Here is a 24374-nt window from a genome sequence, read left to right as displayed (position 1 = left end):
CCAAATTGATTTCTCATTTCGTTATTTTCTAACAATTCTAATACTTTGGCTGCAAATTGTTTATGATTTTTAGGATGAACTAAAAATCCATTTACAGTATCATCTATAACTTCGGTAGCCCATCCTATGTTAGAAGCAACTATAGCTTTTTGCATAGCCATCGCTTCTATCCATGATACAGGCAAAGCCTCGGCAAAAGTAGGAAAGACACAAACAGTCGCTGAACTAATATAATGCTGGATATTATTATAGGGAACACTACCTATATAATTGACATTTTGCAATGCATCTTTATCAAACAACGATTGCATCATCCCCCATGTAGATGTATTTCCTGAAATTATATCCGAAACATCTCTACCTATCAAAATTAGTTTTACTTGTTTATTTTGTTTATGCACTTCGTTAAAAATCAGAGGTAATTCTAAAAGTCCTTTTTTTCTAATTAAACTACCAAAATAGAGAATCGTATTTTCCTGCTCTTCTGATTTATCACCAAAAGCAAAATTACCAATATCAATACTGTTTGAAATTATAGTAAACTCTTTTTGTAATCCAAATAATTGTTTAGTAACAACAGCGGTATAGTGACTAACCGAAAGCAAAGAATCTGCATGTTGCAAAGCTCTTTTTTCATGATATTTGTTAATTAATTTTACTGGACGTTTATCCAAATGACAAAAGTAAGTATCAGAACCTTGTAACCTAATAACAATAGGACATTTGGGCTTTATATAGGAAGTAATTCCTGTCCAATCGGGTGCTTCAACAATAGCTAGTTGATGATTTTCAACTAAAAGATTAATAAGTCTTTCAATTTTTTTTTGGGTCAAAAGTCGTGAAAACCCTTTTAGTTTTATATTCCTAATCTTATAATAGCTAATATCATTTTCTTCGAAAACTTCATCTTCTTTTTGTCCATAAACTAAAACAAAGACTTGATGACCAAGAAGAGTTAATCCTTTGGACAAATTCAAAATACTTGTTCCTATTCCTCCAGACGAACCCATTTTTGGATGTGGAAATTCTGGTGTTAGAAAAGCAATTTTCATAATTCCTTCTTAGTTATTTCCTCTATAGCCTTCCATATCCTTTCAGAAGCTTTTTGGGGTGGATGTTGATTAATTATTTCAAACCAATGCTGAGCATTTTTGACAACTGTTGTATCATTAGCACCCAAAATCTTTTCTATTTGTTTACCCAATTCGGCAGGATTGGTAAACCAATATACTGAATCTTTTGAAGGCATCGACCTAAAATGTATAAAGTTATATATTTTTTCAACAGACCAATTTGGAAAATTTTTATTGACAACTTCATAATTTATGAATGCACAAGGTTTCTTGAAGGATACAAAATCAAAAACCATTGAAGAACCTAAATTAATGACAAATTCCGAGTGAAATATAGTATTCATTTGAAGTATTAAATCCTCTTTGGTAGGCAAAACAGTACTCCAAGTGTCTCCTATATTTTTCCATAATGGAGCAATAGAGATAATAATATTCTTATATTTTTCTAAAACAAAATCAAATCTATCCGAAAAATCAACAGGACAACGTCTAAAAATAATTCCTAAATTATACCCTTTTGCATTTAATTGTGCTACTGCTTTTGCCACATCAAGTAAATACTGAGGATCATTGGGAGAAGTGGTTACATCATCACCAGAAAAGCAAATATATTTTTTAGATAAATCCAAACCATATTCTTTGAAGAAAGTCTGCTTGGAAACTATAAATTGCTTCTCAAAATGAGGTTCAAATTGTGGTGTTCCAGTGATATAAATTTGACCTTCATTAATTTCAGGATAGTAATATTGTAGTTCATTTTTCATATGTTCACTCCAAACGAAATAAAAATCAGTTTTAATAATTTTTATGCCTTTGGGCAAATTATCCCACGAAAAAATAAATGTTGCTGTAGGTATTCCTATATCTTGAGCTGCAAGAATGGGAGCAACTGCAGCCGTTATTCTTTGATTAGTACAAAAAACGAGAGCTGGTTTTTCTTGCTTTAGTGTTTTTAGACTATCAAAATATAATTTTGTCTTTCGTTCATGTAGATTAATCTTTTCTTTAATTCTATTTAGTCCTTGAGGAGAATTATTCAAAAAAATTATAAATTTATGAACCGTATTTTTTATAAAGGACTTTACATTTTTATTTGTCAAAGGAAATCTATAAGTGTCATAAACAGTATCGTTAGCTCGAACTATATTTTGATTTAATTCAATTTGAATTTGGGCATTTTTATAAAATTCGGTAAGTGGATGAATTCTTGGATTTTCAATTTTTATCTCTTTAAAACCTAATGATTCTAAATTAAATGGTGTAGCGTTCCAAAAAATAATTTCAAAACCTTTTTCTAGTCCCAAATTATGAAAATTTGTAAAGGCAAAATTCCTCAATCCGATACCATCGGGAAGAAATATAAATATTTTGTTATTACTTTTTTTTGTCATTATTTCAATAATTGTGCAGCATTAATCCATTGCCAAATATGAAAGCTACTTTGATTATCTCCTTTAAAAAATAAATCCAATTCGGTTTGCAATGTTTTGGAATCAAACCAACGGTGATTTTTCAATAGTTCCACTTCAGCTACTACCCAATCTTTTAAGTCTTCAGAGAGCCATTCTCTTTGTGGGGTTTGCAAAGGCCGTTTGGGAGTTAAAACTAATTTTTTTTGCAGAAATTTTTCGGCTATTTTACGTAACATCCATTTCTGAACTCCATTCTTAATTTTGAAATCATTTGGACGACTGAAAACATATTCCACCAACTCATAATCCAAAAAAGGTTCCCGCAATTCTGTACCATACAGCATAGAAACCCTATCATTAAAACGCAAAGCACGTGGGATTTTAGTGTAAAACAAATCCCTATATTGTAGGTTCAATAAATCTTCTTCAAATGGTTTTGGATAGCTTGTTTTATGATACTCATTTGCAAAATCTTTATCTATAACATTTGTTCTAAATGGCGATTTAGAAACACCTTGTATAACATTTTGATTGTTATGTAAATAATAATCATATCCTGCCCAAGCTTCATCCGAACCTTGTCCGTCGAGTAAAACCTTCACCCCGTTTTGGCTAGATGTTTGGAATATTTTTGAGTAAGCAATTGTTGGAATGCCACCATAAGGTTCCGCCTGATGTAATGCCATTTTTAAGGAAAGTCCAGGAATTTCTTTAGCAGAAAGAGGACAAATTGTCAAATGAAAAGATCTGTTTTCCAACATGGCTTTTACCCATTTTATTTCATCATATCGTTCATCATTAGTTATAAAAGTAAAAGCTTCAACGGCTGATTTATCAATATCTTGCTGGTCAATCAAAGCCAAAAGCGTACTAGAATCCAAACCACCGCTAAGGTTAAAACCAACAGGAACATCTGCTCGAAAACGCAAATTGATTGATTTTAAAAGTAAATGGATAATGTATTCTTCCTCATTTTTATCAAATTGATTTTGTAGTAAAAATATGCTATCTTCAAAATGATACCATTTTTTTAGCTGCAACGAATTGTCTTTTAAAGTCAAAAAATGTCCGCCAGGCAACTGTTCAATATTTTGCCAAAAAGTTTCATTAGGCAAACCATAACTACCTTCTGAAAAAAAGTTGAGCCAAACTTTATCATGAGTGGCTTTAGGAATTCCAGCTGCAAAAAGGGTATTAATTTCTGAAGCAAAATAAAAAGTGGAATGATCAAAATAATAATAAAAGGGTTTCACACCAAATCGATCGCGAGCTGCAAAAAGAGTTTGTTCTTTTTTATTCCAAATAGCAAAAGAAAACATACCATTGCATTTATCCAAACAGCTTTCACCCCACTCTATATATGCATTCAACAACACTTCGGTATCTGATTGTGTCTTGAAAAGATATTTAGTTTGAAGTTCGTTTTTTAATTCAATATAATTATAGATTTCTCCATTGAAAACCAAAATAAAATTTTTGCATTCACTTGTAAAGGGTTGATTGGCATTACTAGACAAATCAATGATACTTAAACGGTTATGGCCCAAAGCGATTTTGCCTTCTATTTCCCAATCGGCGGTAAAATCGGGACCGCGATGCTTTTGGGCTTCAAGCATTTTCAGGATAGTCAACTTATTGGCTTTTGGCCCAATGATTCCGGCAATTCCGCACATCTTATAAAGTCGTTGTTTTTAAAAATTGAGACACTATAAATTCTTCCGTCATCGCCATCGATTCATAAGTGGCACCGGCTATGTGCGGTGTGATAATGATATTGTATTCTTCGTTAGCCAATTCGACCAAAGGATTTCTTTGCAATTGTTTTTTATTGAATTCATCTTGTAAAACATCGGTCGCAATACCGAATATTTTATTTTGCTTGAGCAATTCAGCTACCCAATTTTCATCCCAAACATTCCCACGAGAAGTGTTGATTAACACCGCCTTTTTTTGACAATGCTGTAATAATTCCTCATTGACAAAATTTTCATTTTCTGTGTTGTATGGAATATGAATACTTATGATTTCAGCCCAAGCAAAGAGTTCCTGTGGATTGGAAAAACTTGTATATTGATTGGTTTGAGCTACTACATCAAAATAGCCAATCTCCAAACCGAAAGCTTCGGCAAAATGAGCGACTTGCTTTCCTACTCTGCCCAAACCTAAAATGCCTATTTTTTTTCCGCGAAGGTTATTGCCTTTAAAATGATCTCGGTGCCAATTTCCCTCTTTTACGTCTTCAAAAGCACTGGGGATTTTCTTGAGCAAAGCCAATAGCAAAGCCCAAGTATTTTCGGCTGTTGAGGGAATCGACCCTAAAAAATCGACTTCGCCTTTCAACGAAATGATTTTTCCGCCACGGCTTTCAAAATAGTCGGTATCGATATGGTCTAAACCGGTTGTAGCGGTTAAAATGTATTGAAGTTGTGGTGCTCTTTCGAGAATTTCTTTCGTCAGTTTGAAGCGGAGACGAACAAACAAAACGTCAACCTCAGCAATATTTTCTATCAAGGCTTCCAGAGATGTAAAATCGTGTTGAATCACCTCAAAATGTTTTTGAAGTTCGGCTAAAGCGTTAGGACTAAAATCGCCCGATTCAGTGATTAATATTCTCATCTTTCCAGTCTTGGTATAGTATTTCGGCTATCTTAAAATCTCTTGGGGTATCAATGTTAGCCAACCATTCTGCATTCATAACATACGCTTTTTTATTGGCCACCATAAAGGAGTTTTCTTTGAAAAAAGCATCAGTTTTCACGGCATAAAAACATCCATTTCGATAATACACAGGTTGTAAATCTTGTCTTCTAGCAGTTTCGCCTTCGGTTAAAAAAGGAATGAGCGCATCGTTGTCACCCAAATTGTACATTCGCGCCGGATGCATATCGTCCATCGGAACGACACTAATTACGCCATCAATATTATTATCCTTTTCAAATAGGGTGATAATGTTGTCTAAATCTGTAGCAGTTCTTAACGGTGAAGTCGTTTGTAACAACACAATAACATCAAAATCTTCTTTTAATTCTTGGTAAACATGTATCACAGCAGTGACCACATTACTGGTATCGGTGGCTAAATCTTCGGGTCTTAAAATCACTTCACTACCAAATTGTTTTGACACTTCAGCAATTTCCTCCGAATCGGTAGAAACTATTATTCTTGTGGTTTTTTTGGAGGCTTTGGCACAAGCAATGGCATGGGCAATCAACGGTTCGTCTCCAAGAATTTTGAGGTTCTTTTTGGGAACACCTTTCGAACCGCCACGCGCCGGTATGATGACCAAGACCTTCATTAATAAGTTATGGTTTTGTGAAACTGAAGCGGTAATTCTTTGAGTAACTTCGCTATATTGTCACCAGCATCACCACCGCCATATACATCCGATTTTGGTCTTTCTTGTTTTTTTAGAATAGCATCGACTGCTGTTACAATTTCGTTTTCGTCATAAGTCACATCGACCACATTTTGTCCACGGTCACGACGGTTTTGACGCGAGCCAATATTAACCACAGGAACCCCTAGATAGGCACATTCTCTAATACCAACACTTGAATTTCCTACTAAGCAAAGCGATGAATTTAATAAATTTAAAAAATCAGCTGCTTCCATATTTTTGAAAAAATGAACATTATCCATTTTATATTTTTCTCGGAAGGCTCTTATTCCAGTAGAAGTTCCATCGGCACCAGCATCAACATTGGGCCAAAACCATAAAGTTGGTTTGTTTATTTTTTGTATAGCTCTGAGTGTGGCCTCAATATGTTTACGTGAATCTTGGTATTCATTGGTAACAGGATGTTGCATCACAACGATGAAACCATTATCCAAAATAGGTTGTGAACCTACGCCACCATATTTTTTATAAGGATTGAAAGTCAATTTACTGTATTTAGCCACTTCTTGTGCAATGTCTATAGAAGGACAACCTGTATTGAAAACCATGGCTGGATTTTCTCCTAGTTGAACTACCCTTTGTTTGGCTTTTTCAGAAGCTACAAAATGATAATCAGCTAATTTAGTTATAGCATGTCTAACCTTTTCGTCTATGTTTCCGGTAACTTCTCCACCTTGAATGTGCGCCAACGGAATATTCATATAAGAGGCAGCAATAGCAGTTGCCATAGTTTCAAATCTATCGGCTACTGTTACTACAATATCTGGACGAAGATTATCAAAAACAGTTGACAATTCTAGTATACCAATACCTGTAGTTTTTGCTGCCGCAGTAAGATTTTCTCCTTCTAAAACATTAAACACTTTGGCAACAATTTCAAAACCATCTTTTTCAATATAATTAACAGCACTTCCATACCTATCTAGCAAAGCCGAAGAAGAAACAATAAGTTGCAACTCCAATTCAGCATGATTTTTTATAGCAGTTAAAACAGTTTTTACTCGGCTATAAGAAGGCCTTGCGGTGATCACTACAGCTATTTTTCTTTTGGTACTCATTCTAAATCTTCTTCATTCAAAAAATCCCATTGAGACATATTAGTTCTTAACTTTCTTCCAAGTACTTTTTCAAAATCAGCAGCAGAAATTCCAAATCCTTTTGGCTTTTTGGTTTCTAAATCATCAAAGGTAATGCTATGCCCTTTTGGTAAATTTTTATTGATTGCTAATGATTTTTCGAAGATAGTTTTTAATTCTAAATAACTTTCATTGGTATTTTTATCTATCGGATTAGTTGTAGCGATATAAATAGCATTTACCGCTTCTACTAATTGTTTAGTTTCTTCCATTGTAAAAGAAGCAATAGCATCTGGACCAAACAAATCCCGATGAAAAACCACATGAAACTCTAAAATTTCAGCTCCCAGGGCAACAGCTGCTATCCCTGTTGCAATTTTTGCAGAATGGTCTGAAAAACCAACAGAAACTTTATATCTATCTTTTAATTCGGAAATGACATTAAAACCATATTGTTCAGGTTTTGTTGGATATGCAGTGGTGCATTGTAAAATAGAAAAATCTACTTTCTTACTTTTTAAAAATGCAACCGTGATATCTAATTCTTCAAAACTGCTCATTCCTGATGAAAGTAGTAATGGCTTACCTGTTTGAGCAATTTTTTCTAATAAAAGAAAGTTAGTTACTTCCCCTGAACCAATTTTATAAGCTTGAACTCCAATTGCTTCTAGCCAATCAACTGCCAAATTACTGAAGGGAGAACAGATGAAATCCAAACCTACCTCATCACAATGCTTTTTAATGGCTTTCCATTGTTCCAAACTGAATTCAATCCTTTTCCAATAATCATAACGGATAGCGTCTTCTTTAGAAAATTGCACACGAAAAGGCTCTTGAATACTACTTTCCGCTTCGGCTATATGCATTTGAAATTTAATAGCTTGAACACCAGTTTTGGCAACAGCATCAATATAGGAATGCAATATTCCTATACTCCCATCGTGAGCTTGTGCAATTTCTGCTATTAAATAAGGTTTTGTGTGCATCAGAATATATTGAAATGGAAGTAAAAATAAGTAATTTATACTTGTCCTTGTAAATTCAGTAGGTTAATATTTAGCTATTTCATCTTTTGGCAATCCTTTCATTTTATAAAATAATTTTCTGATAGGTTTTTTATTAAAGAATTTGATGAAAAGCCTGTTTTTAATAAAATAACCTATTTTGCTGCAGTTCTTGATTTCGGAAATTTCAAATAAGGTTTGATTTTTAGAGGTATTATTACCACCAATTCCTTCTAGTGTTTCCTGAATCCAATCTTCAAAAACATTACCCATATGGTAGGCATAATTGTCATGGGTTGTCAATCGCCACAATCCTTTTTTTAGCGGAATTTCATCCAGATAAAGTTCGGTATCCACACCCATTTTATATTCAAAATACGTTTGAGTTTGATCAAAAATAACCTTTCTATAGGTTGCCACAAAATGTCCAGAACCGACAATAGCAGTGCTTTTTTCGCTTTCAATGGTCAAATTCCATTTAAGATATGCCGGGTTATAACTGGCTTCGCCCCAAATGCTGTGTAAGAACCTTTTCATTGCCTCGGGATTTTTTACTTCGGTAAATTTAAGTTTAGCTGAAAAGAAATTCTCAAATAGCAAATTACCACACAAATATGAAAAATTTCTAAACTGTGGTACAATACCAACAACTCCAGCTTTTGGAAAAGCATTGAATATTTTGACTGTTTCCTGTTGCCAATTTTCGAGAAACAAAACATCCGAGTCTGTTATTGTAACAAGTTTAATGTTGTTTCCTACAAGTCCTTTAACAATTGAATTTAGCTTCCCAATATTAATTGTATGAATAATTTCGTGTATTTTTTTTTCGTTATATAATTCATTTATAAAATGTTCTACCTCTATGCAACAACCATTATTAATGACACTAATGAATGTTCTATTGTGAATGGTTTTGACCAAGGACTCCAAACATAACTTGAAAATTTTAAAACTATCTTTAAAGTAATCTTCGTGATTAGGTATATAAACAGGAATTATAACCTGATGGGTAAACTCAGTTTCTTCGTTTGGTTTGTCTTTATGTGGATTAAAACCTACTCGCATTATTGCGGATTAATTATTTTGAATACTTTCAATGGCGTCTTTTCCTTTAATGAAAATATAATCAGCACTTCCTTCATAATCTTCAACCAAAATTAAGTCAACACGATTACTAATTTTATAAATATGTTCAAAATCTTTTTCTTTTAGTGAACTTATAATTTTTTTACAAATTTCTAAATCGTTAATTTCTGTAATTAATTCAATTATTAAAATACAATTGTCAAACTTTTTAAAAATTTCATCAGCACCTTCTATTACTTCTCTCTCAAACCCTTCAACATCTATTTTTACAATAAAATTTTCACCTATAATATTATCTTTAAAAGCATTTAATTTAGTTACTGGAATACTAATTCTCTCATTAAAATTTGGAGCAAAATTTACTTTTATGGAATGTTTACCCTTGTTCCATCCTTTATTTATATTTAGCATATTGTTGCCTACAACATCTCCTAAACCCATTCTAAAAGGTCTAATATTTTCAATATTATTTAATCCGATATTTTTAATAAAACTTAAAAAATTAGAAGGTTCTGGTTCAAAAGAAAAAACTTCTATTTTATTATTGATGGTTGCGGCGGTCAAAGAGTGAATTCCAACATTAGCCCCAATATCAATTAAATTGTAATTTTTATTGGCGTATTTTTTTATTAAATCCAAAATAATTTGTTCTGAATATTCTCCAAAAAGTATACTGGATTCTATTGCTGAATTATTACTTGTATAAATTTTAAATCCATTAAAAGTTATGATGATTTTTTTATCTCCAATTATAATTTTTATTAACCTTTTTAATCTATCTTTTTTTAAATAAAAATTATAAATTTTAAGAAGAATTTGTACTATTAGTTGTCTCATCTTTTTTATTTAACTAAAAATCATATCAAAATCCATTAGGATTTTGCTCTGTTTTTCTGGCACAATCTTTCCATTATTAAAAAAATCGCCATTCTCAACAATTATCTGAAATGCATTTTCAATAAAATCTGCTACCTCATCATCAACAGTCAAAAAGATAGTTGCATAATAGATTCCATTATTAAAATTATTTCTTGGATAATGAATCAAAATAGATTCAGGTACAAGTTCATTATTAATTTTAACTAAACTAGAGCTCACCCAAGAATACCGTTGTCCAAAATCATCCTCAATTCGAACATCAAATCTAATTCTATTGCATGAAATACTATGATTATTTTGTATTTTAAACAAAATATTTAATTTTTGTCCAGAAACTACATTTTGTGATTCATCATTACCATAAACAGTTACCTTTTCAAATTTAACAATTCCATTACCTTTTCGTCCTCTAGAATCTATAAGTTCATTTGAGAATGAATTTCCTTGCAAATACTTAGAAATAGATTCATTAATAGCTCCATCAAATACTAACTGGCCGTTCTCAAGAATTATCCCTCTAGTACATAAATTCTGAACAGCCCCCATATTATGACTGACAAACAATACAGTCCTACCTTCTCCTTTACTTATATCGCCCATTTTACCAAGACATTTCTTTTGAAATTCAGCATCACCAACAGCTAAAACTTCATCTACAATAAGGATTTCACTTTCTAGATGCGCGGCAACAGCAAAGGCTAAACGAACATACATACCAGAAGAATACCGTTTTACAGGCGTGTCGATATAACGTTCAACTCCCGAAAAATCAATTATCTCTTCCAATTTTCTGGTGATTTCTTTTTTTCGCATGCCAAGAATCGCTCCATTCAAATAAATATTCTCTCTTCCTGATAACTCAGGATGAAAACCTGTCCCTACTTCCAATAGACTTGCTATTCTTCCTTTAACTTTAATTTCTCCTGTAGTGGGACTTGTTACCCGAGAAAGTAATTTTAGTAAAGTACTTTTCCCTGCTCCATTCTTACCAATGATACCCACAGCATCGCCTTGATGTATATCGAAATTGATGTCTTTTAAAGACCAAACAATATCACTTTGTCCTTTAATGCTTCTTACATTAGTCTCTCCTATTTTCAAAAAAGGATCTTCTTTTCCGAGGATTTTAGTAACAAAAAAACGCTCCAAATCACGCGAAATAGTACCTGTTCCTATTTGTCCAATTTGGTAGGCTTTTGATAAGTTTTCAACTTGTATTACTGGTCGGCTCATTATATAGTATCTACAAAATTCTTTTCGGTTTTATTGAATAGTAGGATTCCAAAAAATAAAATAAATACAGTAATTATTGATGAGTAACCAATACTCCACAAACTAAACGCTCCTTTTCCCAAAAAGGAATACCTAAAGGCTTCAATAATTCCTGTCATGGGATTGTATTCAATTAATTTTGACATTCCTCCAAATTTTTTCTTTGCTTCACTTAAAGGATAAATTACAGTGGTTCCATACATTAAAAGCTGAACACCAAAGGTCACTAAAAAAGTTAAATCCTTATATTTTGTGGTCATTGCAGTAATAATCAACCCAATACCCAATCCTAATAAAGCCATCAATACAACTAAAAAGGGCACCGATAAAACAGCATAAGTCAAATGAAAAGTAGCATTTGTCTGAGGAAAAAAATAAAAATACATCATCATCAATAAAAACAATAACATCTGTACGCCAAATCGAACCAAGTTACTTACAACAATACTTAAAGGCATAATTAACCTTGGAAAATATACTTTACCAAAAATAGCAGCATTGTCTTTAAAAACAGTACTTGTTTTGGTTAAACAATCTGAAAAATAATTCCAAGAAATAATTCCAGCTAAATAAAATAACTGTTGAGGCAAACCATCCGTACTAATACCTGCAAGATTTCCGAAAATAAATGTAAATACTAGGGTAGTAAAAATAGGTTGAATAAAAAACCACAAAGGGCCAAGAATGGTTTGCTTGTAGAAACTAACGAAGTCTCGCTTCACAAACATGAATAATAAATCTCTATAATTCCAAAGATCTTTAAATCGTAAATCAAAAAGAGAAGTAGAACCTTTTATCACTAAATCCCATTCATTAGCGATTCTTGAATTTTGCATTGCTAAGTAATAATTTATATGTTTTTGAAGGCCTATATCCAACAATTATAATTTGTAAATTTAATCATTTTATTTAAAATTAATAACTTGTAATGATAGATACATTAAAATATATCAATTTATATAGTAAGTTTGCCCACAGAATTGATTTTTTAATTTTTCTTAAACAATTTAAAAAAATATGTATCTAAAGTATGTGAAATCTTTTTTTGATTTTATAGCAGCATTTATCGGACTAATCATCGTAAGCCCTTTATTTATTGTTGTTACCCTACTTCTATTTATTTTAAATAATGGAAAACCTTTCTATTTTCAAAACAGACCTGGGCATAGAGAAAAAATCTTTAGAATTATAAAATTCAAAACGATGAATGACAAGAGAAATAAGGCAGGAGCACTATTACCTGATTTTGAAAGAACAACATCCGTTGGAAAATTTATACGTAAAACTTCAATAGATGAAATCCCTCAATTGATAAATGTTGTTTTGGGGCATATGAGTTTAGTTGGCCCCAGACCATTACTACCTGAATATTTACCTTTATATAATGACAATCAGAAACGAAGACATAATGTGAAACCAGGAATAACCGGCTGGGCGCAAATAAATGGTAGAAATTCAATTCTTTGGACCAAAAAATTTGAACATGATGTTTGGTATGTTGATAATGTTAGCATGTTATTAGATTTGAAAATTCTAGTAGTAACAATTAAAAAGGTTTTAATACCTCAAGGAATAAATGCTACAGAAAAATATACTATGGAAGAATTTAATGGAAAAAATTAAAGAAGTTTACATACAAATATTGGAAAATAATAAATCTCATTTCAAGATATGGTTTTTCAATATATTTGCAAATAATATAGTAAAACGATGCACTAAACATATTACCAGATAATGGAAATAAACAAACAAAAAACTAACCGAGTCTATAAAAAGAAAATAAGAGGTATTGAAAGTTACTCATCAATAATATTTAAAACTATTGGTGTTACGCTCATATTACTTGCTATCTATTACTACTTTGATACTGGAAATGGAAATACAATTAATAATCTTTCAAAAATATTATCTAATAAGTCCAATCGTGTTCATGATGGTGGTAATTTAAATTTAAAGTTTTCATGGGAGATATTCAACAAACTTTTAGCTTGTTTTATTCCCGGTATCTTAGGGCTTTGTGCATCCATTTTTTATCATAAAAAGAATAAAACTATATTTTACTATTTAAGTGTTGCAATAATTATCTTTTTGACTCTAGCTCACGCTACTATCTTTGCAAATAATTGGTTGCCAAACTATATCTTTTCTTATCATAACTATTACATAGTTTCTGGTTTTATCCTTGTGCCTATTGCGGTTTTTATACTAAATTATTTAACCTTAAAAAGAAGTGAAATTTTAACCTTTACAACTATATACTTTTATGTATTACTCTTTGAATTATTGATTATAAGATATAGTTATACATACACCTATGTTTTTTGTTGTATAATTATTTACACTGTAATAGTACATCTTATTTCAAAGAAACAAGAGGACACTTACAATAATATAGTAAATGCATTTTTTGCTTATGGTTTTTTAGCAATTTTCACACTTCGTCAATTGATTTATAATTCAAATACTAATGAATTTGAGTTGTTTTTCAGTAGTAATCTTCTGTATTTTTTATTGTTTAATGGTATTAGTTTGTCTTTTCTATTTCAAGATAAAAAACCTATCTACAAACTGTTTTATTGGATAAACTTGATATTATTTTTATATATAAATGCTATTATACTCAACAAATATTTTACTATAACATATAATATTATACCTATAATTAGCGTAATTATAGTTAACGGTTTATCAATATATCTAAATAAAAAAACCTCGATTTTACATGGCAAAATAGTATCAGTAGAGATTTCTACTTTGTTGCTACTATCACTTTTATTTACATTACTATTTCAAGAATATAGTTTTGAAATATTCTTTGGAACATTAGCCGTTTGCTTAATTTTTTATGCTAAAGCGGGACACAATAGAATCTTATTATGGACCTCAGCATTCCTAACATTTTTACTTATTTTAAAATTAGTTTATTTAATCATTGGACTTACCCTTATAATTACCAAAGTACAAAGTATAAATGAAGAATTTATTAGTAGTGGATTTATAAATATTGGCATCATTTTATTGGCTATATGGATTGTGAAAAACAGCTTACAAACTACGAAGTTTCATGTGTCAAACAAATGGTTAAACCGAGAAAAATTTTTAAATTTCTTGAGTACTTTCAACTTAGTGAGTCTTTTTGTTTTTATAATTTGGATAAGTTTTTCGATGCTTCTTTATTTTGTTGGAGATTTATATTATTCCGTTAGAGTTTTCGCCATAGTATCTTCTATTTTAGTTTTATATATTTCAAGATATGAAAAAACTATTTATGAAAAAGAAAGTATTAAATTTCAGTATTTAACATTTTTACTTTTTATTATCTTAACATTTATAGGATTCTATGAATTCCCATATACTTTCAAATATGATATTACTTATGATGGAATTATATCAATTGAAAGCCTATTTCATTACGCTGAATTCCTTCTCGAAATAGCTTTAGGTTATAAAATTTTAAGTGCTATCATTAATACAAAAACTGAAAAAAGCTATTTTAAAGATTTAATTATTGTCATAACTAGCCTATTTGGAATAATAACAGTATGCAAAGAATTTGATTTTATAACTGTATTATATCACACAATAAGTCAGCATACTTTTAAACAAAATGATGTTGTAAGCATTTTAGATTATAATCATATAATACCTTTTTCCATAATTTTATTAGTGTGTTTAATAATTATTTTGTTGATTGGATTGATTGAGAATAATAAATTTTTACGTTTATTTTCAATTTTTGTAGCCTTTTGTGTATTGTTAAAAGTATTCTATATTGAATACTTCATATTGACTAAAAATGATAAAATAACAATCATTATTATAACTGGAGTTACCTTTCTTTTAATTTCATCTATATATAGCAGAATAAAACAGAGAAGAAGTAAGAGAAGTAATATTTAAAAAATATAGTTTGAAATATTTATTCTAATTGGCTATTTTTATTCATAGCTTCAATTAGTTCTTTTTGAGATTTAATTCTTATCCTTTGATAAAATGCAGCTACATGACGATCATGATGAATATCGGAACCCACAAAGTCAATTAAATTATTGGCTAATAAATAGTCTGCAACAGTAGTAACCGATTTACCATAGTAACCCATAGTGGACAATAAATTCAATTGGAATAAACAACCAAGTTCTTTTAATCTAATATAGTCTTGTTTAGAATTGTGATAATACAAATAACGTTCTGGATGGGCCAGTAAAGGGATATATCCTTTCATTTGCAATTGAAATAAAATGTTTTTTAAGTCTACAGTAGGGTTTAAATAAGACATTTCTACCAAGACAATAGTATCTTTTACTGCCAATAATTTTTCTTTTTGAAAACGTTCAATAAAAGTTTCGTCCATCATATATTCCGAACTAACACTGTGTAACATTTCAGCAAGATGTTTTGGCAATTGATTTTTTGTATTTAAAAAAGTTTCTTGAATAAAATCAGCTGAATTGTCCCAAACATTAGGCATAGTATGTGGAGTTGCTATACATTTCTTTATACCAAGCAAAGACATTTGTTCAAGCAATAGTGACGTTTCTTGAATTGATTGTGAACCATCATCAATATTAGGCAAAATATGAGAATGGATATCAATATATCCATCAGGTAGTAGATCAACCAAATTAGGTTTCTTTTTAAATAGTGAAATCATAGTAAATTTAGTTTCAGAATTCAAAAATAGATTATTTTATCTAATTTATAGTGTATTAGCAAACATTACGATGTAATTTTGCCTAAAAATAAATTTATAGTAGAAAAAAATTAAAATGAATTAAAAATTTATAATTTAATTATAATTTTGAAAATATTTAATTCGTTAAAAATAGTAAAATAGTTCCCAAAATGGATAAACCTAAAATTTGGCTTTCCTCGCCACATATGGGTGGTAATGAAAAAAAATATATTGATGAAGCGTTTTCTAGTAACTGGATAGCACCTCTTGGGCCAAATGTAACGGGTTTTGAAAATGATATTGCTTCCTATTTATCCAATGAAGTACATGTTGGAGTTTTAAGCTCAGGTACAGCTGCGCTACATTTAGGTTTACTACTGTTAGGCGTTAAATCAGGGGATGAAGTAATTTGTCAGAGTATGACTTTCTCTGCCTCTGCAAATCCTATAGTTTATTTGGGCGCAAAACCTATTTTCATAGATAGTGAAAAAGATACTTGGAATATATGCCCTGAAGCTCTAGAAACTGCCATTAAAGATAGAATGGCAAAAGGAAAGAAACCAAAAGCGATAATAACGGTACATTTATATGGAATGCCATATAAAGTCACAGAAATTAGAGCAATTGCTGATCACTATGAAATCCCAATTCTTGAAGATAGCGCTGAAGCTTTTGGAAGTAGTTATAAAGGACAAAAGTGTGGCACATTTGGGGACATTAGTGTGTTATCATTCAATGGAAATAAAATTATAACTACCTCTGGTGGTGGAGCAATTGTAAGTAAAGACAAAAAGCACATAGAAAAAGCTATTTTTTTAGCCACACAAGCTAGAGATAATGCACCACATTACCAACACAGCGAAATTGGTTATAACTATAGAATGAGTAATATTTGCGCAGGCATTGGTCGTGGGCAAATGGAAATCCTTGATAAACATGTTTCTTTAAGAAGAGAAATGCATAATTTTTACGATACAATTTTCAAAAACATTGAAGAAGTTTCTCTTTTTTCTGAATTTAATGAAGATTATTATTCTAATTGTTGGCTATCGAGCATTTTATTTAATGATAAAGAAAATCAAAATAAGAATAGAGAAGATTTGAGATTGTTTTTTGAAAAAGAAAATATTGAAACCAGACCGCTCTGGAAACCAATGCATTTACAACCTATTTTCAAAAACGAACCCTATTATGGTGGAAACATTTCAGAAAATTTATTTAAAAATGGCTTGTGTTTACCTTCTGGATCAAACCTATCTAAACAAGACAGACAAAGAATAAAAGAATGTTTAAACAATTATTTCTAATTTTTATTTATATTTGGAAATCACACTTTTTAAAGTAGTATTTTGAAAAAAAATTACATGATAAATATTAATAAATTAAAGTACTTACCAAATTGGGTGGTACTTTTATTAGATATTTTAATTGTTATTTTTTCAGGAATTATAACATTTTATATTTTTAAAGAACTAGAATTAAACTATATTCTTCTTACTCATTTTTATTCTATTTTTTTCTTTTATCTATCGGTCAATATTTTTTTCTTTTTAGCACTAAGAACTTATTCTGGCATAATACGCCATACATCTCAAATTGATGCCATAAAATTATTTTTGTCACAATTTTTAACTTTTGGAATTATTGTATTTATTGATTATTTCCTGCTATACATAGGAAAACCTAAAATTGCAATTTTAACAGCTTCTTTATTAAATGCTTTATTATCACTTGGTTTATTATTATTGTTTAGAATTATTGTAAAACATATTTTCGAAAATTTTATAAATAAAGTTGAAAATAAAAACAAAACAAATATCATTATTTATGGATTAGATGCAAATGCGATTTCTGTGGCAAACGCGTTAGCAAGCGAAAATCCTAAAAGATTTAATATCATTGGTTTTATTGATAAAACAAATGAAAATAGCGATAAAAGAATTTTGAATTTGCCCATTTTTAAATTAAAAAAAAGTGTCCCATTAACTATAAGATTAGCTGGAGCAGAGGCTATAATAATTGCAGATAGTAAATTATCAATCGAAGAAAGAAACAGTGTAGTGGAAAGTTGTATTACATACAATTTTAAAGTATTTATGGCGCCAATAGTTTCAAATTTTCAAAATGCAGAAAACATAGCCAAAGAAATTAAAAATTTTGAAATTACAGACTTACTAGAAAGAAATCCAATTGTATTAGACACAGATGAAATTAAGCAAAGACTCGCAAAAAAAACAATTTTAATTACTGGTGCTGCAGGTTCTATAGGTAGCGAAATCGTTAGGCAGATTCTTAACTATGATGCTGAAAAAATAATATTGATTGATCAAGCAGAAACGCCTCTTCATCATTTGGTTCTTGAATTAAATGCTATAAATACTAACTTAAAAATCGAAACCATAATTGCCGATATAAGAAATTTAGAGATTTCTGAACAAATATTCAAGAAAACAAGACCCAATATTGTATTTCATGCTGCTGCCTACAAACATGTACCATTAATGGAAGAGAATCCTAATCAAGCCGTATTAACCAATGTTTTAGGGACTAAAAATATTGCAGATTTATCTTTAAAATATCATGTGGAAGATTTTGTCATGATTTCTACTGACAAGGCGGTAAATCCAAGTAGTATAATGGGCGCAAGCAAACGAATTGCTGAAATGTATGTACAATCAAAACACTTCAACATTCTGAATGGTAAAACACAAAATGCAACAAAGTTTATCACCACTAGATTTGGAAATGTGCTAGGATCTAATGGGTCTGTAGTGCCTTTATTTACTAAACAAATAAAGAAAGGCGGACCCATCACGCTTACACATCCTGAAGTGATTAGATATTTCATGACAATACCAGAAGCTTGCCAACTAGTACTAGAAGCATGCTCTATGGGCAAAGGAGGTGAAATTTTTATTTTTGACATGGGAAAACCTGTTAAAATTTTAGATCTAGCCAAAAAGATGATACGTCTTGCAGGGTTCAAACCTGATATAGATATAAAAATTGAAATTATCGGATTAAGACCTGGCGAAAAATTATATGAAGAGTTACTAAATGAAAGCGCAAAAAATGTAAAAACACATCACGAAAAAATACTAATTGCCATTGAAGTTTGTGAGGACTACATAACCATAAATAAACAAATTTCAACTTTAATTGAAGAGGCCTTTGTAAACAATTATGATGAAATTATTAAAGCTATCAAACAACTAGTTCCTGAATACAAACAAATGAATTAAATACAAATAATTCCTATATATTGATTAAAAAAATAATCAATTATTCTCTCTTTAAAAATAGGAATGATAAGAATAATTTTTACTTTTGCACGTCAAATATTTTTTTTTAAAAAATACTATTCATCGCTCAAAATAATTGAAAATTACAATAACATGAAAAAAATAATATATTTAGCTTTCCTATTACTTACTTTAATTTCATGTAGTACAAAAAGAGATATTCTTTATTTTCAAGATATAAAGGACAAACCCGAAACAAAAGTAATTTACACCCAAAATAATATCCAATTTAATGATATTTTATCAATTAACGTATCCGCTATTAACCCAGAGAGTGCCTTACCTTTCAACGCAAAATTCTATAATTCAGGATCAACATCTGGTAATGATAATTCAATGATGTTAAATGGTTATTTGGTAAATACTGATGGCAACATCAGTTTCCCTATTTTGGGAAATATACCAGTAGCGGGCAAAACTACTAGTGAAGTGGAAGATTTGATAGAAAAAATATTAATAGAACAAAGCCAATTAACCAACCCTACAGTAATTGTTAGAGTAGCTAATGCAAAAATAACTATTCTCGGAGATATTTCAAGCCCAGGTGTCTATCCTTTTTTCGAACAAAACAAAACGTTAATTCAAGCAATTGGTGCTGCTGGTGATTTAAGCATGTCTGGTAAAAGAAATGATATTTTGATTATTAGAGAAGAAAATGGTAAAAGAACCTATGGACATATAGACATGAGAAAAACAGACTGGTTCAATAGCGAATATTACTATATCAAACAAAATGATATTATTTATGTTTATCCTAATGGCCCTAAGGTACATTCTGCTGGTTATATTACAAATTACACAGGATTATTAAGTGCGTTTTTTACCGGTTTGTCTCTTTACCTACTTTTGACTAAATAACAATTTATGGAAAACCAATTTAGCACACAAGAAAACAAAAAGGGTTTCGATATTCGTTTAGAAATCAACAAGTATTTACCATTTTGGTTTTGGTTTGTTGGTTTTACAGCGGCTACACTATTCATAGCAAATTTTTATTTAAGATACACCCCTATTGTTTATCAGAATTCTGCAAAAATCAAAATATTGGATAATTCCAATTCACCCTTCAAAATGTCAACAGAAGGTGTTTTTATTGTAGGTAAAAGTAAAGCCAAACTTGGAAATGATTTACAAATCATAAAATCAAATAGAATTTTAAAGGAAGTAGCCCGAGAATTAAATTTAACAACTACTTATTATTTGCCAGGAAGAATTATGAATTCAGAACAGTGGAAAAACTGCCCTGTCAAAATTGAATGGCTAAGCACTGCTGATGAGTTAGACGAAAAATCTTTAAGTCTTAATTTGACCATTACAAAAAAAGGATTTAAAATTGAGGAGTTAGGGAATAAAGAAATGATTTTTGACAAAAAATACGTTATCAATACTATTCCTTTTAAAATAAAATCAAACACCAGACAATTAGCTGTTTATTACAACAAAAAATATTTGATTCAAAAATTATCCTTAAGTGAAGTGGTTGGTTATTTAAGTGGTAGTGTTAGTGCTAGTGTTTTGACAGACGAAAGTGATGTGGTGGTGCTATCAATGAGAGGGTTAAACCAAGAAAAATCCAAAGACATTGTAAATTGCTTAATTAAAGTATATAATGAAGATGGAATAAAAGACCGACAATTAGCATTTAAAAATACAATACAATTTGTAAATGATAGATTTCAATACTTAGTTAATGAATTGGATTCTATAGAAAATTATAAAATAAGTTACAAGAAAAAAAATGACATGAATTCAATTGCAGAATTTTCTGGTATAACAGCCGGTAGAAAATCTACTTACGAAGAAAAAATATTGGATTTAGAAAATCAAATGGCAATGTCAACTTTTTTAGGAATAGGCATTAAACCAGGCTCTAACTTTAAAGCACTTCCAACAAACATTGGTATTTTAAATGTTAATGTAAATTTATTTGTTAGCGCTTATAACGATTTAATTAGTGAGCGAGATAAACTAATGATAAGTGCAGGAAAAAACAATCCAACTTTAAAAAGTATTAACGAAAAACTACCTGCATTACAAGAAAATATTTTTTCTGCTATTAAACTTTATAAAGAAGAAATTCAAGCTTCAATAAAAAATATAAAAAATATACAGTCAAAAAATAATAGTTTATACAGTAGTGTACCAGAAAAAGAGAAAATTTTTAGATCAATTGAAAGACAACAAAACATTAAAGAAAGTTTATATTTATTACTACTTCAAAAAAGAGAAGAAGCTGGAATAAATATGGCTATTACGCAACCATCCGTAAAAGTGTTAGAATATGCTTCTAGTAATGGATACAAGGTGGCTCCTAACAATAATTCTATATATCTTATAGCACTAATAATAGGATTAGGAATACCATTACTATTGATTTTCGCAAAATTCTATTTCGATAATAAAATTCATAATAAAATAGATGTAAAAAACATCGTGAATGATATTCCTATTATTGGTGAAATACCTTTCATAAAAGAGGATAGATATATTCATGTTAATGATCGAACAGTGCTAGCTGAAGCTTATAGAAATGTGAGAACCAATATTAACTATTTACTTCCTGTAAACAACAAAAAAGATGCATACGTCATTTTTTCTACTTCAAGTATCAAAGGAGAAGGTAAAACATTTAACGCCATCAACTTAGCGTTAATCTTGACCCAAATGAAGAAAAAAGTATTAATAATTGGAGGTGATTTAAGAAATCCACAGTTACATAAATACATTGGTCTTCAAAAAGAGAGAATAGGCTTGACTAATTATTTATACAATCAAGAAGTAGAATACAAATCAATTATCAATAAAAATATATTAGACAACCAATATTTAGATGTTATAATTTCAGGTAGCATTCCACCAAATCCTGCAGAATTAATATCTAATGGAAGATTTGAAGAATTGCTAAACATTGTTAAAGCAGAATATGATTATATCATTGTAGATTCGGCTCCAACTTTATTAGTTACTGATACATTATTAATTACATATTTATCAGATTTAGTAATTTATGTAACTCGTGCTGATATGACTGATAAGCATATAGTAGAGTATTCAAGAGATTTGCATTTACAAGGAAAAATAAAGAAAATAGCTTATATTGTTAACAGTGTGGGATTAATATATGTTTATGGTTATAAATACAAATACAATTACAGTTACGGGTATGGGTACAATTATAACTATGGGTATGGATACGGATATGGAAGTGATAATGATAACGAGGAAATAGAAAAAAGCACCTTTGAAAAGATGATTTCTAAATTCAAAGATACTTTTAAAACATAAAATAAATCTTAAATAAAAAAATAGAAAATTTAATTTTTCTCTTTTTTTTTATTTGTTATATTTAATTATTTTTCCCGGATTTCCCACTACCACAGCATAATCTGGCACGTCTTTTACGATAACTGCTCCAGCTCCAATAGTAACCCATTTACCGATTTTTATGCCTTGTCTTATGGTAGCGTTAATGCCTATTTGAGAACCTTCTTCAACGATTACTGAACCAGCTAATGCAGCCATAGGAGAAACATGAACAAAATCCTTTATAATACAATCGTGTTCAACTAATGCGCCTGAATTAATAATAACATGATTTCCAATAGAGGCACCTGAATTAATGATGGCACTTGACATTACCACCGTTCCTTTGCCAATATTTGTGTGAGATGAAACGACAGCTTTAGGATGAATGCTTGTTTTATACTGCCCTTTCCATCGTTTAGAAAGCAATTTTCGTTTAAAATTGTCACCAACAGCGATAATCAGTTGATTATCTGGATGTAAGAAGTCAACCTTATTATAATCAAAAACAGGTATTCCTAATAATTCACCAGCAATAGGTTTGTCATCATAAATGGATAGTATTTCTTCGTTATTTAATAACAAAATATCTATAACAACTTTAGCGTGACCGCTACATCCAAAAATATAAATTTTAGGTTTCATGGGTTTTTTGGTTCTATACAAAGGAAAAAAAATAGTACTATTGTGATCTATTTTTAATTGTTCGTTAAGTGCATCATAAATAGATTTGTCTACAATAAGATTCCAATTTTGATATTGAAATCTTAAATCCGAAAATCCAGATTTAAATTGAAATAAAGTATCTTTATCACTACCTCCAAAACCACCCCCTAAGTGTAAAAATTTTAATTTTAGATTAGTGGCTAAAATTCTTGCTTCGTCTATGATTAACTTCATTAATGAATACTTCCCCTCATATTCTAATGAACCCGAAAGATGGTATTGCATTATACCATTTGCAATAGTAAAAACAGCTCCTGAATATATTGTATCATTATATTTCGCAAGCAAAATAATTTTATCAAAGCAGGGACAGCTCAAAAAATGATGAAAATAGGCTACATCATAAAAGTAATCTTCTGAGGCGGCAACTTTTTTCATCGTGCTTTTATAAATAGATATAAAATCGTTTATATCCTCATTACTTTCCGCTTGATAAACAACAATACCTTGCTTTCTTAATTGATTTATTTCATACTTACTAGATTTTCTATAGTGCCTCTTTTGTTCTTCTTCAGGAAGAGTAGTATCAATAGAAACAGTGTCATTCACATTAACTAAGTTACCAAAATTTTTAAATACTAAACTATTAGACAGTAAAGGATGTAATCTTGAAAAAGCAGTGATAATAGTATTAATTTTAAAGAAATGCATAAGCTCTTCTTGAAAAAAATCTAAATGAGCTCTTGTTATTTTTTTAATTTCAATATTGCTTATTGGACCGCTATATCCGTAAACAGAGGTACAGTCAAAATAGGGTGTTCCTTCTATATTTCTAATTAGAAAAGGGATAGCGATAAAATCTTTATCAAAATAGGCAACAAATAAAACAGGTCTTTTATTTATTTCTAATTGATGATAGGACTTTGTATGATAAAAATCATATTCGAGGGAAGATGATACAATATCAGACCATTTTGTGTCATTAACTTCAATAACTGAAATAGATTTAATTGACATACAGTTATTAATATTTCTTAAAAATTTATTTAATAGTACTACAAAGATTGTATAAAAGTCAAATGTATAAAAAAACAACTTGAAATAAGTAACTAACAAGTCAAAATAAAAAACCCCCTTCAATTTCTTGAAGAGGGTTTTAAAAATTTAGTTAATTATATTATCGTTTAATCACACGAAGTGTTTTAACTTCTTCTCCTTGGGTGACAACA

19 protein-coding genes are annotated in these 24374 nt (G+C 30.0%); 6 read left to right on the top strand and 13 right to left on the bottom strand.

Annotated features, from left to right (window positions below):
- The 11 genes from ACOYLT_RS03670 to ACOYLT_RS03620 form a co-directional block, all read right to left on the bottom strand.
- Positions 1-1052 (bottom strand): glycosyltransferase family 4 protein (locus ACOYLT_RS03670; protein ID WP_422852494.1); only part of this gene is annotated, 1052 nt, incomplete at its 3' end.
- Positions 1049-2464 carry a UDP-glycosyltransferase gene (locus ACOYLT_RS03665; RefSeq protein WP_422852493.1) on the bottom strand — a complete coding sequence of 472 codons (1416 nt, stop codon included), beginning with the start codon at positions 2462-2464 and terminating at the stop codon, positions 1049-1051. The genes ACOYLT_RS03670 and ACOYLT_RS03665, both read right to left, overlap by 4 nt.
- Entirely contained in the window at positions 2464-4158 is a 1695-nt protein-coding gene (gene asnB / locus ACOYLT_RS03660; RefSeq protein WP_422852492.1) for an asparagine synthase (glutamine-hydrolyzing), read from the bottom strand. Before asnB ends, ACOYLT_RS03665 begins: the two co-directional genes overlap by 1 nt.
- A gap of 1 nt (position 4159) precedes the next feature.
- A complete protein-coding gene (locus ACOYLT_RS03655) occupies positions 4160-5101 on the bottom strand; it encodes an NAD(P)-dependent oxidoreductase (protein ID WP_422852491.1) in 942 nt (313 codons plus the stop codon).
- Complete coding sequence (locus ACOYLT_RS03650; RefSeq protein ID WP_422852490.1) at positions 5082-5780, bottom strand: cytidylyltransferase domain-containing protein; 699 nt, start codon at positions 5778-5780, stop codon at positions 5082-5084. Before ACOYLT_RS03650 ends, ACOYLT_RS03655 begins: the two co-directional genes overlap by 20 nt.
- Positions 5780-6940 carry a UDP-N-acetylglucosamine 2-epimerase gene (gene neuC, locus ACOYLT_RS03645; protein ID WP_422852489.1) on the bottom strand — a complete coding sequence of 387 codons (1161 nt, stop codon included), beginning with the start codon at positions 6938-6940 and terminating at the stop codon, positions 5780-5782. The genes ACOYLT_RS03650 and neuC overlap by 1 nt, the downstream gene beginning before the upstream one ends.
- Positions 6937-7944: an N-acetylneuraminate synthase family protein gene (locus ACOYLT_RS03640; protein WP_422852488.1), complete on the bottom strand. Its 1008-nt coding sequence runs from the start codon at positions 7942-7944 to the stop codon at positions 6937-6939. The genes neuC and ACOYLT_RS03640 overlap by 4 nt, the downstream gene beginning before the upstream one ends.
- A gap of 63 nt (positions 7945-8007) precedes the next feature.
- Positions 8008-9027, bottom strand: a complete 1020-nt coding sequence (locus tag ACOYLT_RS03635) for a glycosyltransferase family 2 protein (RefSeq protein ID WP_422852487.1) — start codon at positions 9025-9027, stop codon at positions 8008-8010.
- Between the two features lie 9 nt (positions 9028-9036).
- Complete coding sequence (locus ACOYLT_RS03630; protein ID WP_422852486.1) at positions 9037-9885, bottom strand: FkbM family methyltransferase; 849 nt, start codon at positions 9883-9885, stop codon at positions 9037-9039.
- A 9-nt stretch (positions 9886-9894) separates the two neighbouring features.
- A complete protein-coding gene (locus ACOYLT_RS03625; protein ID WP_422852485.1) occupies positions 9895-11160 on the bottom strand; it encodes an ABC transporter ATP-binding protein in 1266 nt (421 codons plus the stop codon).
- A complete protein-coding gene (locus tag ACOYLT_RS03620) occupies positions 11160-12035 on the bottom strand; it encodes an ABC transporter permease (RefSeq protein ID WP_422852484.1) in 876 nt (291 codons plus the stop codon). The genes ACOYLT_RS03625 and ACOYLT_RS03620 overlap by 1 nt, the downstream gene beginning before the upstream one ends.
- 181 nt (positions 12036-12216) lie before the next feature.
- Between ACOYLT_RS03620 and ACOYLT_RS03615 the strand changes: the two genes are divergently transcribed.
- Entirely contained in the window at positions 12217-12822 is a 606-nt protein-coding gene (locus ACOYLT_RS03615) for a sugar transferase (RefSeq protein ID WP_422852483.1), read from the top strand.
- 111 nt (positions 12823-12933) lie between these two features.
- Entirely contained in the window at positions 12934-15099 is a 2166-nt protein-coding gene (locus tag ACOYLT_RS03610) for a hypothetical protein (protein WP_422852482.1), read from the top strand.
- A 19-nt stretch (positions 15100-15118) separates the two neighbouring features.
- Here ACOYLT_RS03610 and ACOYLT_RS03605 read toward each other — a convergent pair whose 3' ends face one another.
- A complete protein-coding gene (locus ACOYLT_RS03605) occupies positions 15119-15853 on the bottom strand; it encodes a tyrosine-protein phosphatase (protein WP_422852481.1) in 735 nt (244 codons plus the stop codon).
- Positions 15854-16044: 191 nt separating this feature from the next.
- Here ACOYLT_RS03605 and ACOYLT_RS03600 point away from each other — a divergent pair, with 191 nt between their 5' ends.
- The 4 genes from ACOYLT_RS03600 (at position 16045) to ACOYLT_RS03585 (ending at position 22461) form a co-directional block, all read left to right on the top strand.
- Positions 16045-17181 carry a DegT/DnrJ/EryC1/StrS family aminotransferase gene (locus tag ACOYLT_RS03600; protein ID WP_422852480.1) on the top strand — a complete coding sequence of 379 codons (1137 nt, stop codon included), beginning with the start codon at positions 16045-16047 and terminating at the stop codon, positions 17179-17181.
- Between the two features lie 57 nt (positions 17182-17238).
- Positions 17239-19116: a polysaccharide biosynthesis protein gene (locus ACOYLT_RS03595; protein ID WP_422852479.1), complete on the top strand. Its 1878-nt coding sequence runs from the start codon at positions 17239-17241 to the stop codon at positions 19114-19116.
- A gap of 153 nt (positions 19117-19269) precedes the next feature.
- Entirely contained in the window at positions 19270-20034 is a 765-nt protein-coding gene (locus ACOYLT_RS03590; RefSeq protein ID WP_422852478.1) for a polysaccharide biosynthesis/export family protein, read from the top strand.
- A gap of 6 nt (positions 20035-20040) precedes the next feature.
- On the top strand, positions 20041-22461 hold the full coding sequence (locus ACOYLT_RS03585; protein ID WP_422852477.1) for a GumC family protein: 2421 nt from the start codon (positions 20041-20043) through the stop codon (positions 22459-22461).
- 48 nt (positions 22462-22509) lie between these two features.
- Here the strand turns inward: ACOYLT_RS03585 and ACOYLT_RS03580 are convergent, their stop codons facing one another.
- Positions 22510-24162: a NeuD/PglB/VioB family sugar acetyltransferase gene (locus ACOYLT_RS03580; RefSeq protein ID WP_422852476.1), complete on the bottom strand. Its 1653-nt coding sequence runs from the start codon at positions 24160-24162 to the stop codon at positions 22510-22512.
- Positions 24163-24374 lie beyond the last annotated feature (212 nt).

It is taken from the genome of Flavobacterium sp., assembly GCF_049318185.1.
In the GTDB taxonomy this organism is placed as follows: domain Bacteria; phylum Bacteroidota; class Bacteroidia; order Flavobacteriales; family Flavobacteriaceae; genus Flavobacterium.
Note: the sequence above shows the minus strand (reverse complement) of the source record. Positions and strands in the feature narration are given on the sequence as shown.

Excerpts from the sequence above, each read along its gene's own strand:
- ACOYLT_RS03625 (WP_422852485.1), bottom strand. The coding sequence starts at position 11,160 with ATGAGCCGACCAGTAATACAAGTTGAAAACTTATCAAAAGCCTACCAA.
- ACOYLT_RS03580 (WP_422852476.1), bottom strand. The coding sequence starts at position 24,162 with ATGTCAATTAAATCTATTTCAGTTATTGAAGTTAATGACACAAAATGG.
- ACOYLT_RS03655 (WP_422852491.1), bottom strand. The coding sequence starts at position 5,101 with ATGAGAATATTAATCACTGAATCGGGCGATTTTAGTCCTAACGCTTTA.
- neuC (WP_422852489.1), bottom strand. The coding sequence starts at position 6,940 with ATGAGTACCAAAAGAAAAATAGCTGTAGTGATCACCGCAAGGCCTTCT.
- ACOYLT_RS03665 (WP_422852493.1), bottom strand. The coding sequence starts at position 2,464 with ATGACAAAAAAAAGTAATAACAAAATATTTATATTTCTTCCCGATGGT.
- ACOYLT_RS03610 (WP_422852482.1), top strand. The coding sequence starts at position 12,934 with ATGGAAATAAACAAACAAAAAACTAACCGAGTCTATAAAAAGAAAATA.
- ACOYLT_RS03635 (WP_422852487.1), bottom strand. The coding sequence starts at position 9,027 with ATGCGAGTAGGTTTTAATCCACATAAAGACAAACCAAACGAAGAAACT.
- ACOYLT_RS03600 (WP_422852480.1), top strand. The coding sequence starts at position 16,045 with ATGGATAAACCTAAAATTTGGCTTTCCTCGCCACATATGGGTGGTAAT.
- ACOYLT_RS03620 (WP_422852484.1), bottom strand. The coding sequence starts at position 12,035 with ATGCAAAATTCAAGAATCGCTAATGAATGGGATTTAGTGATAAAAGGT.
- ACOYLT_RS03585 (WP_422852477.1), top strand. The coding sequence starts at position 20,041 with ATGGAAAACCAATTTAGCACACAAGAAAACAAAAAGGGTTTCGATATT.
- ACOYLT_RS03630 (WP_422852486.1), bottom strand. The coding sequence starts at position 9,885 with ATGAGACAACTAATAGTACAAATTCTTCTTAAAATTTATAATTTTTAT.
- asnB (WP_422852492.1), bottom strand. The coding sequence starts at position 4,158 with ATGTGCGGAATTGCCGGAATCATTGGGCCAAAAGCCAATAAGTTGACT.
- ACOYLT_RS03640 (WP_422852488.1), bottom strand. The coding sequence starts at position 7,944 with ATGCACACAAAACCTTATTTAATAGCAGAAATTGCACAAGCTCACGAT.
- ACOYLT_RS03605 (WP_422852481.1), bottom strand. The coding sequence starts at position 15,853 with ATGATTTCACTATTTAAAAAGAAACCTAATTTGGTTGATCTACTACCT.
- ACOYLT_RS03650 (WP_422852490.1), bottom strand. The coding sequence starts at position 5,780 with ATGAAGGTCTTGGTCATCATACCGGCGCGTGGCGGTTCGAAAGGTGTT.
- ACOYLT_RS03615 (WP_422852483.1), top strand. The coding sequence starts at position 12,217 with ATGTATCTAAAGTATGTGAAATCTTTTTTTGATTTTATAGCAGCATTT.
- ACOYLT_RS03595 (WP_422852479.1), top strand. The coding sequence starts at position 17,239 with ATGATAAATATTAATAAATTAAAGTACTTACCAAATTGGGTGGTACTT.
- ACOYLT_RS03590 (WP_422852478.1), top strand. The coding sequence starts at position 19,270 with ATGAAAAAAATAATATATTTAGCTTTCCTATTACTTACTTTAATTTCA.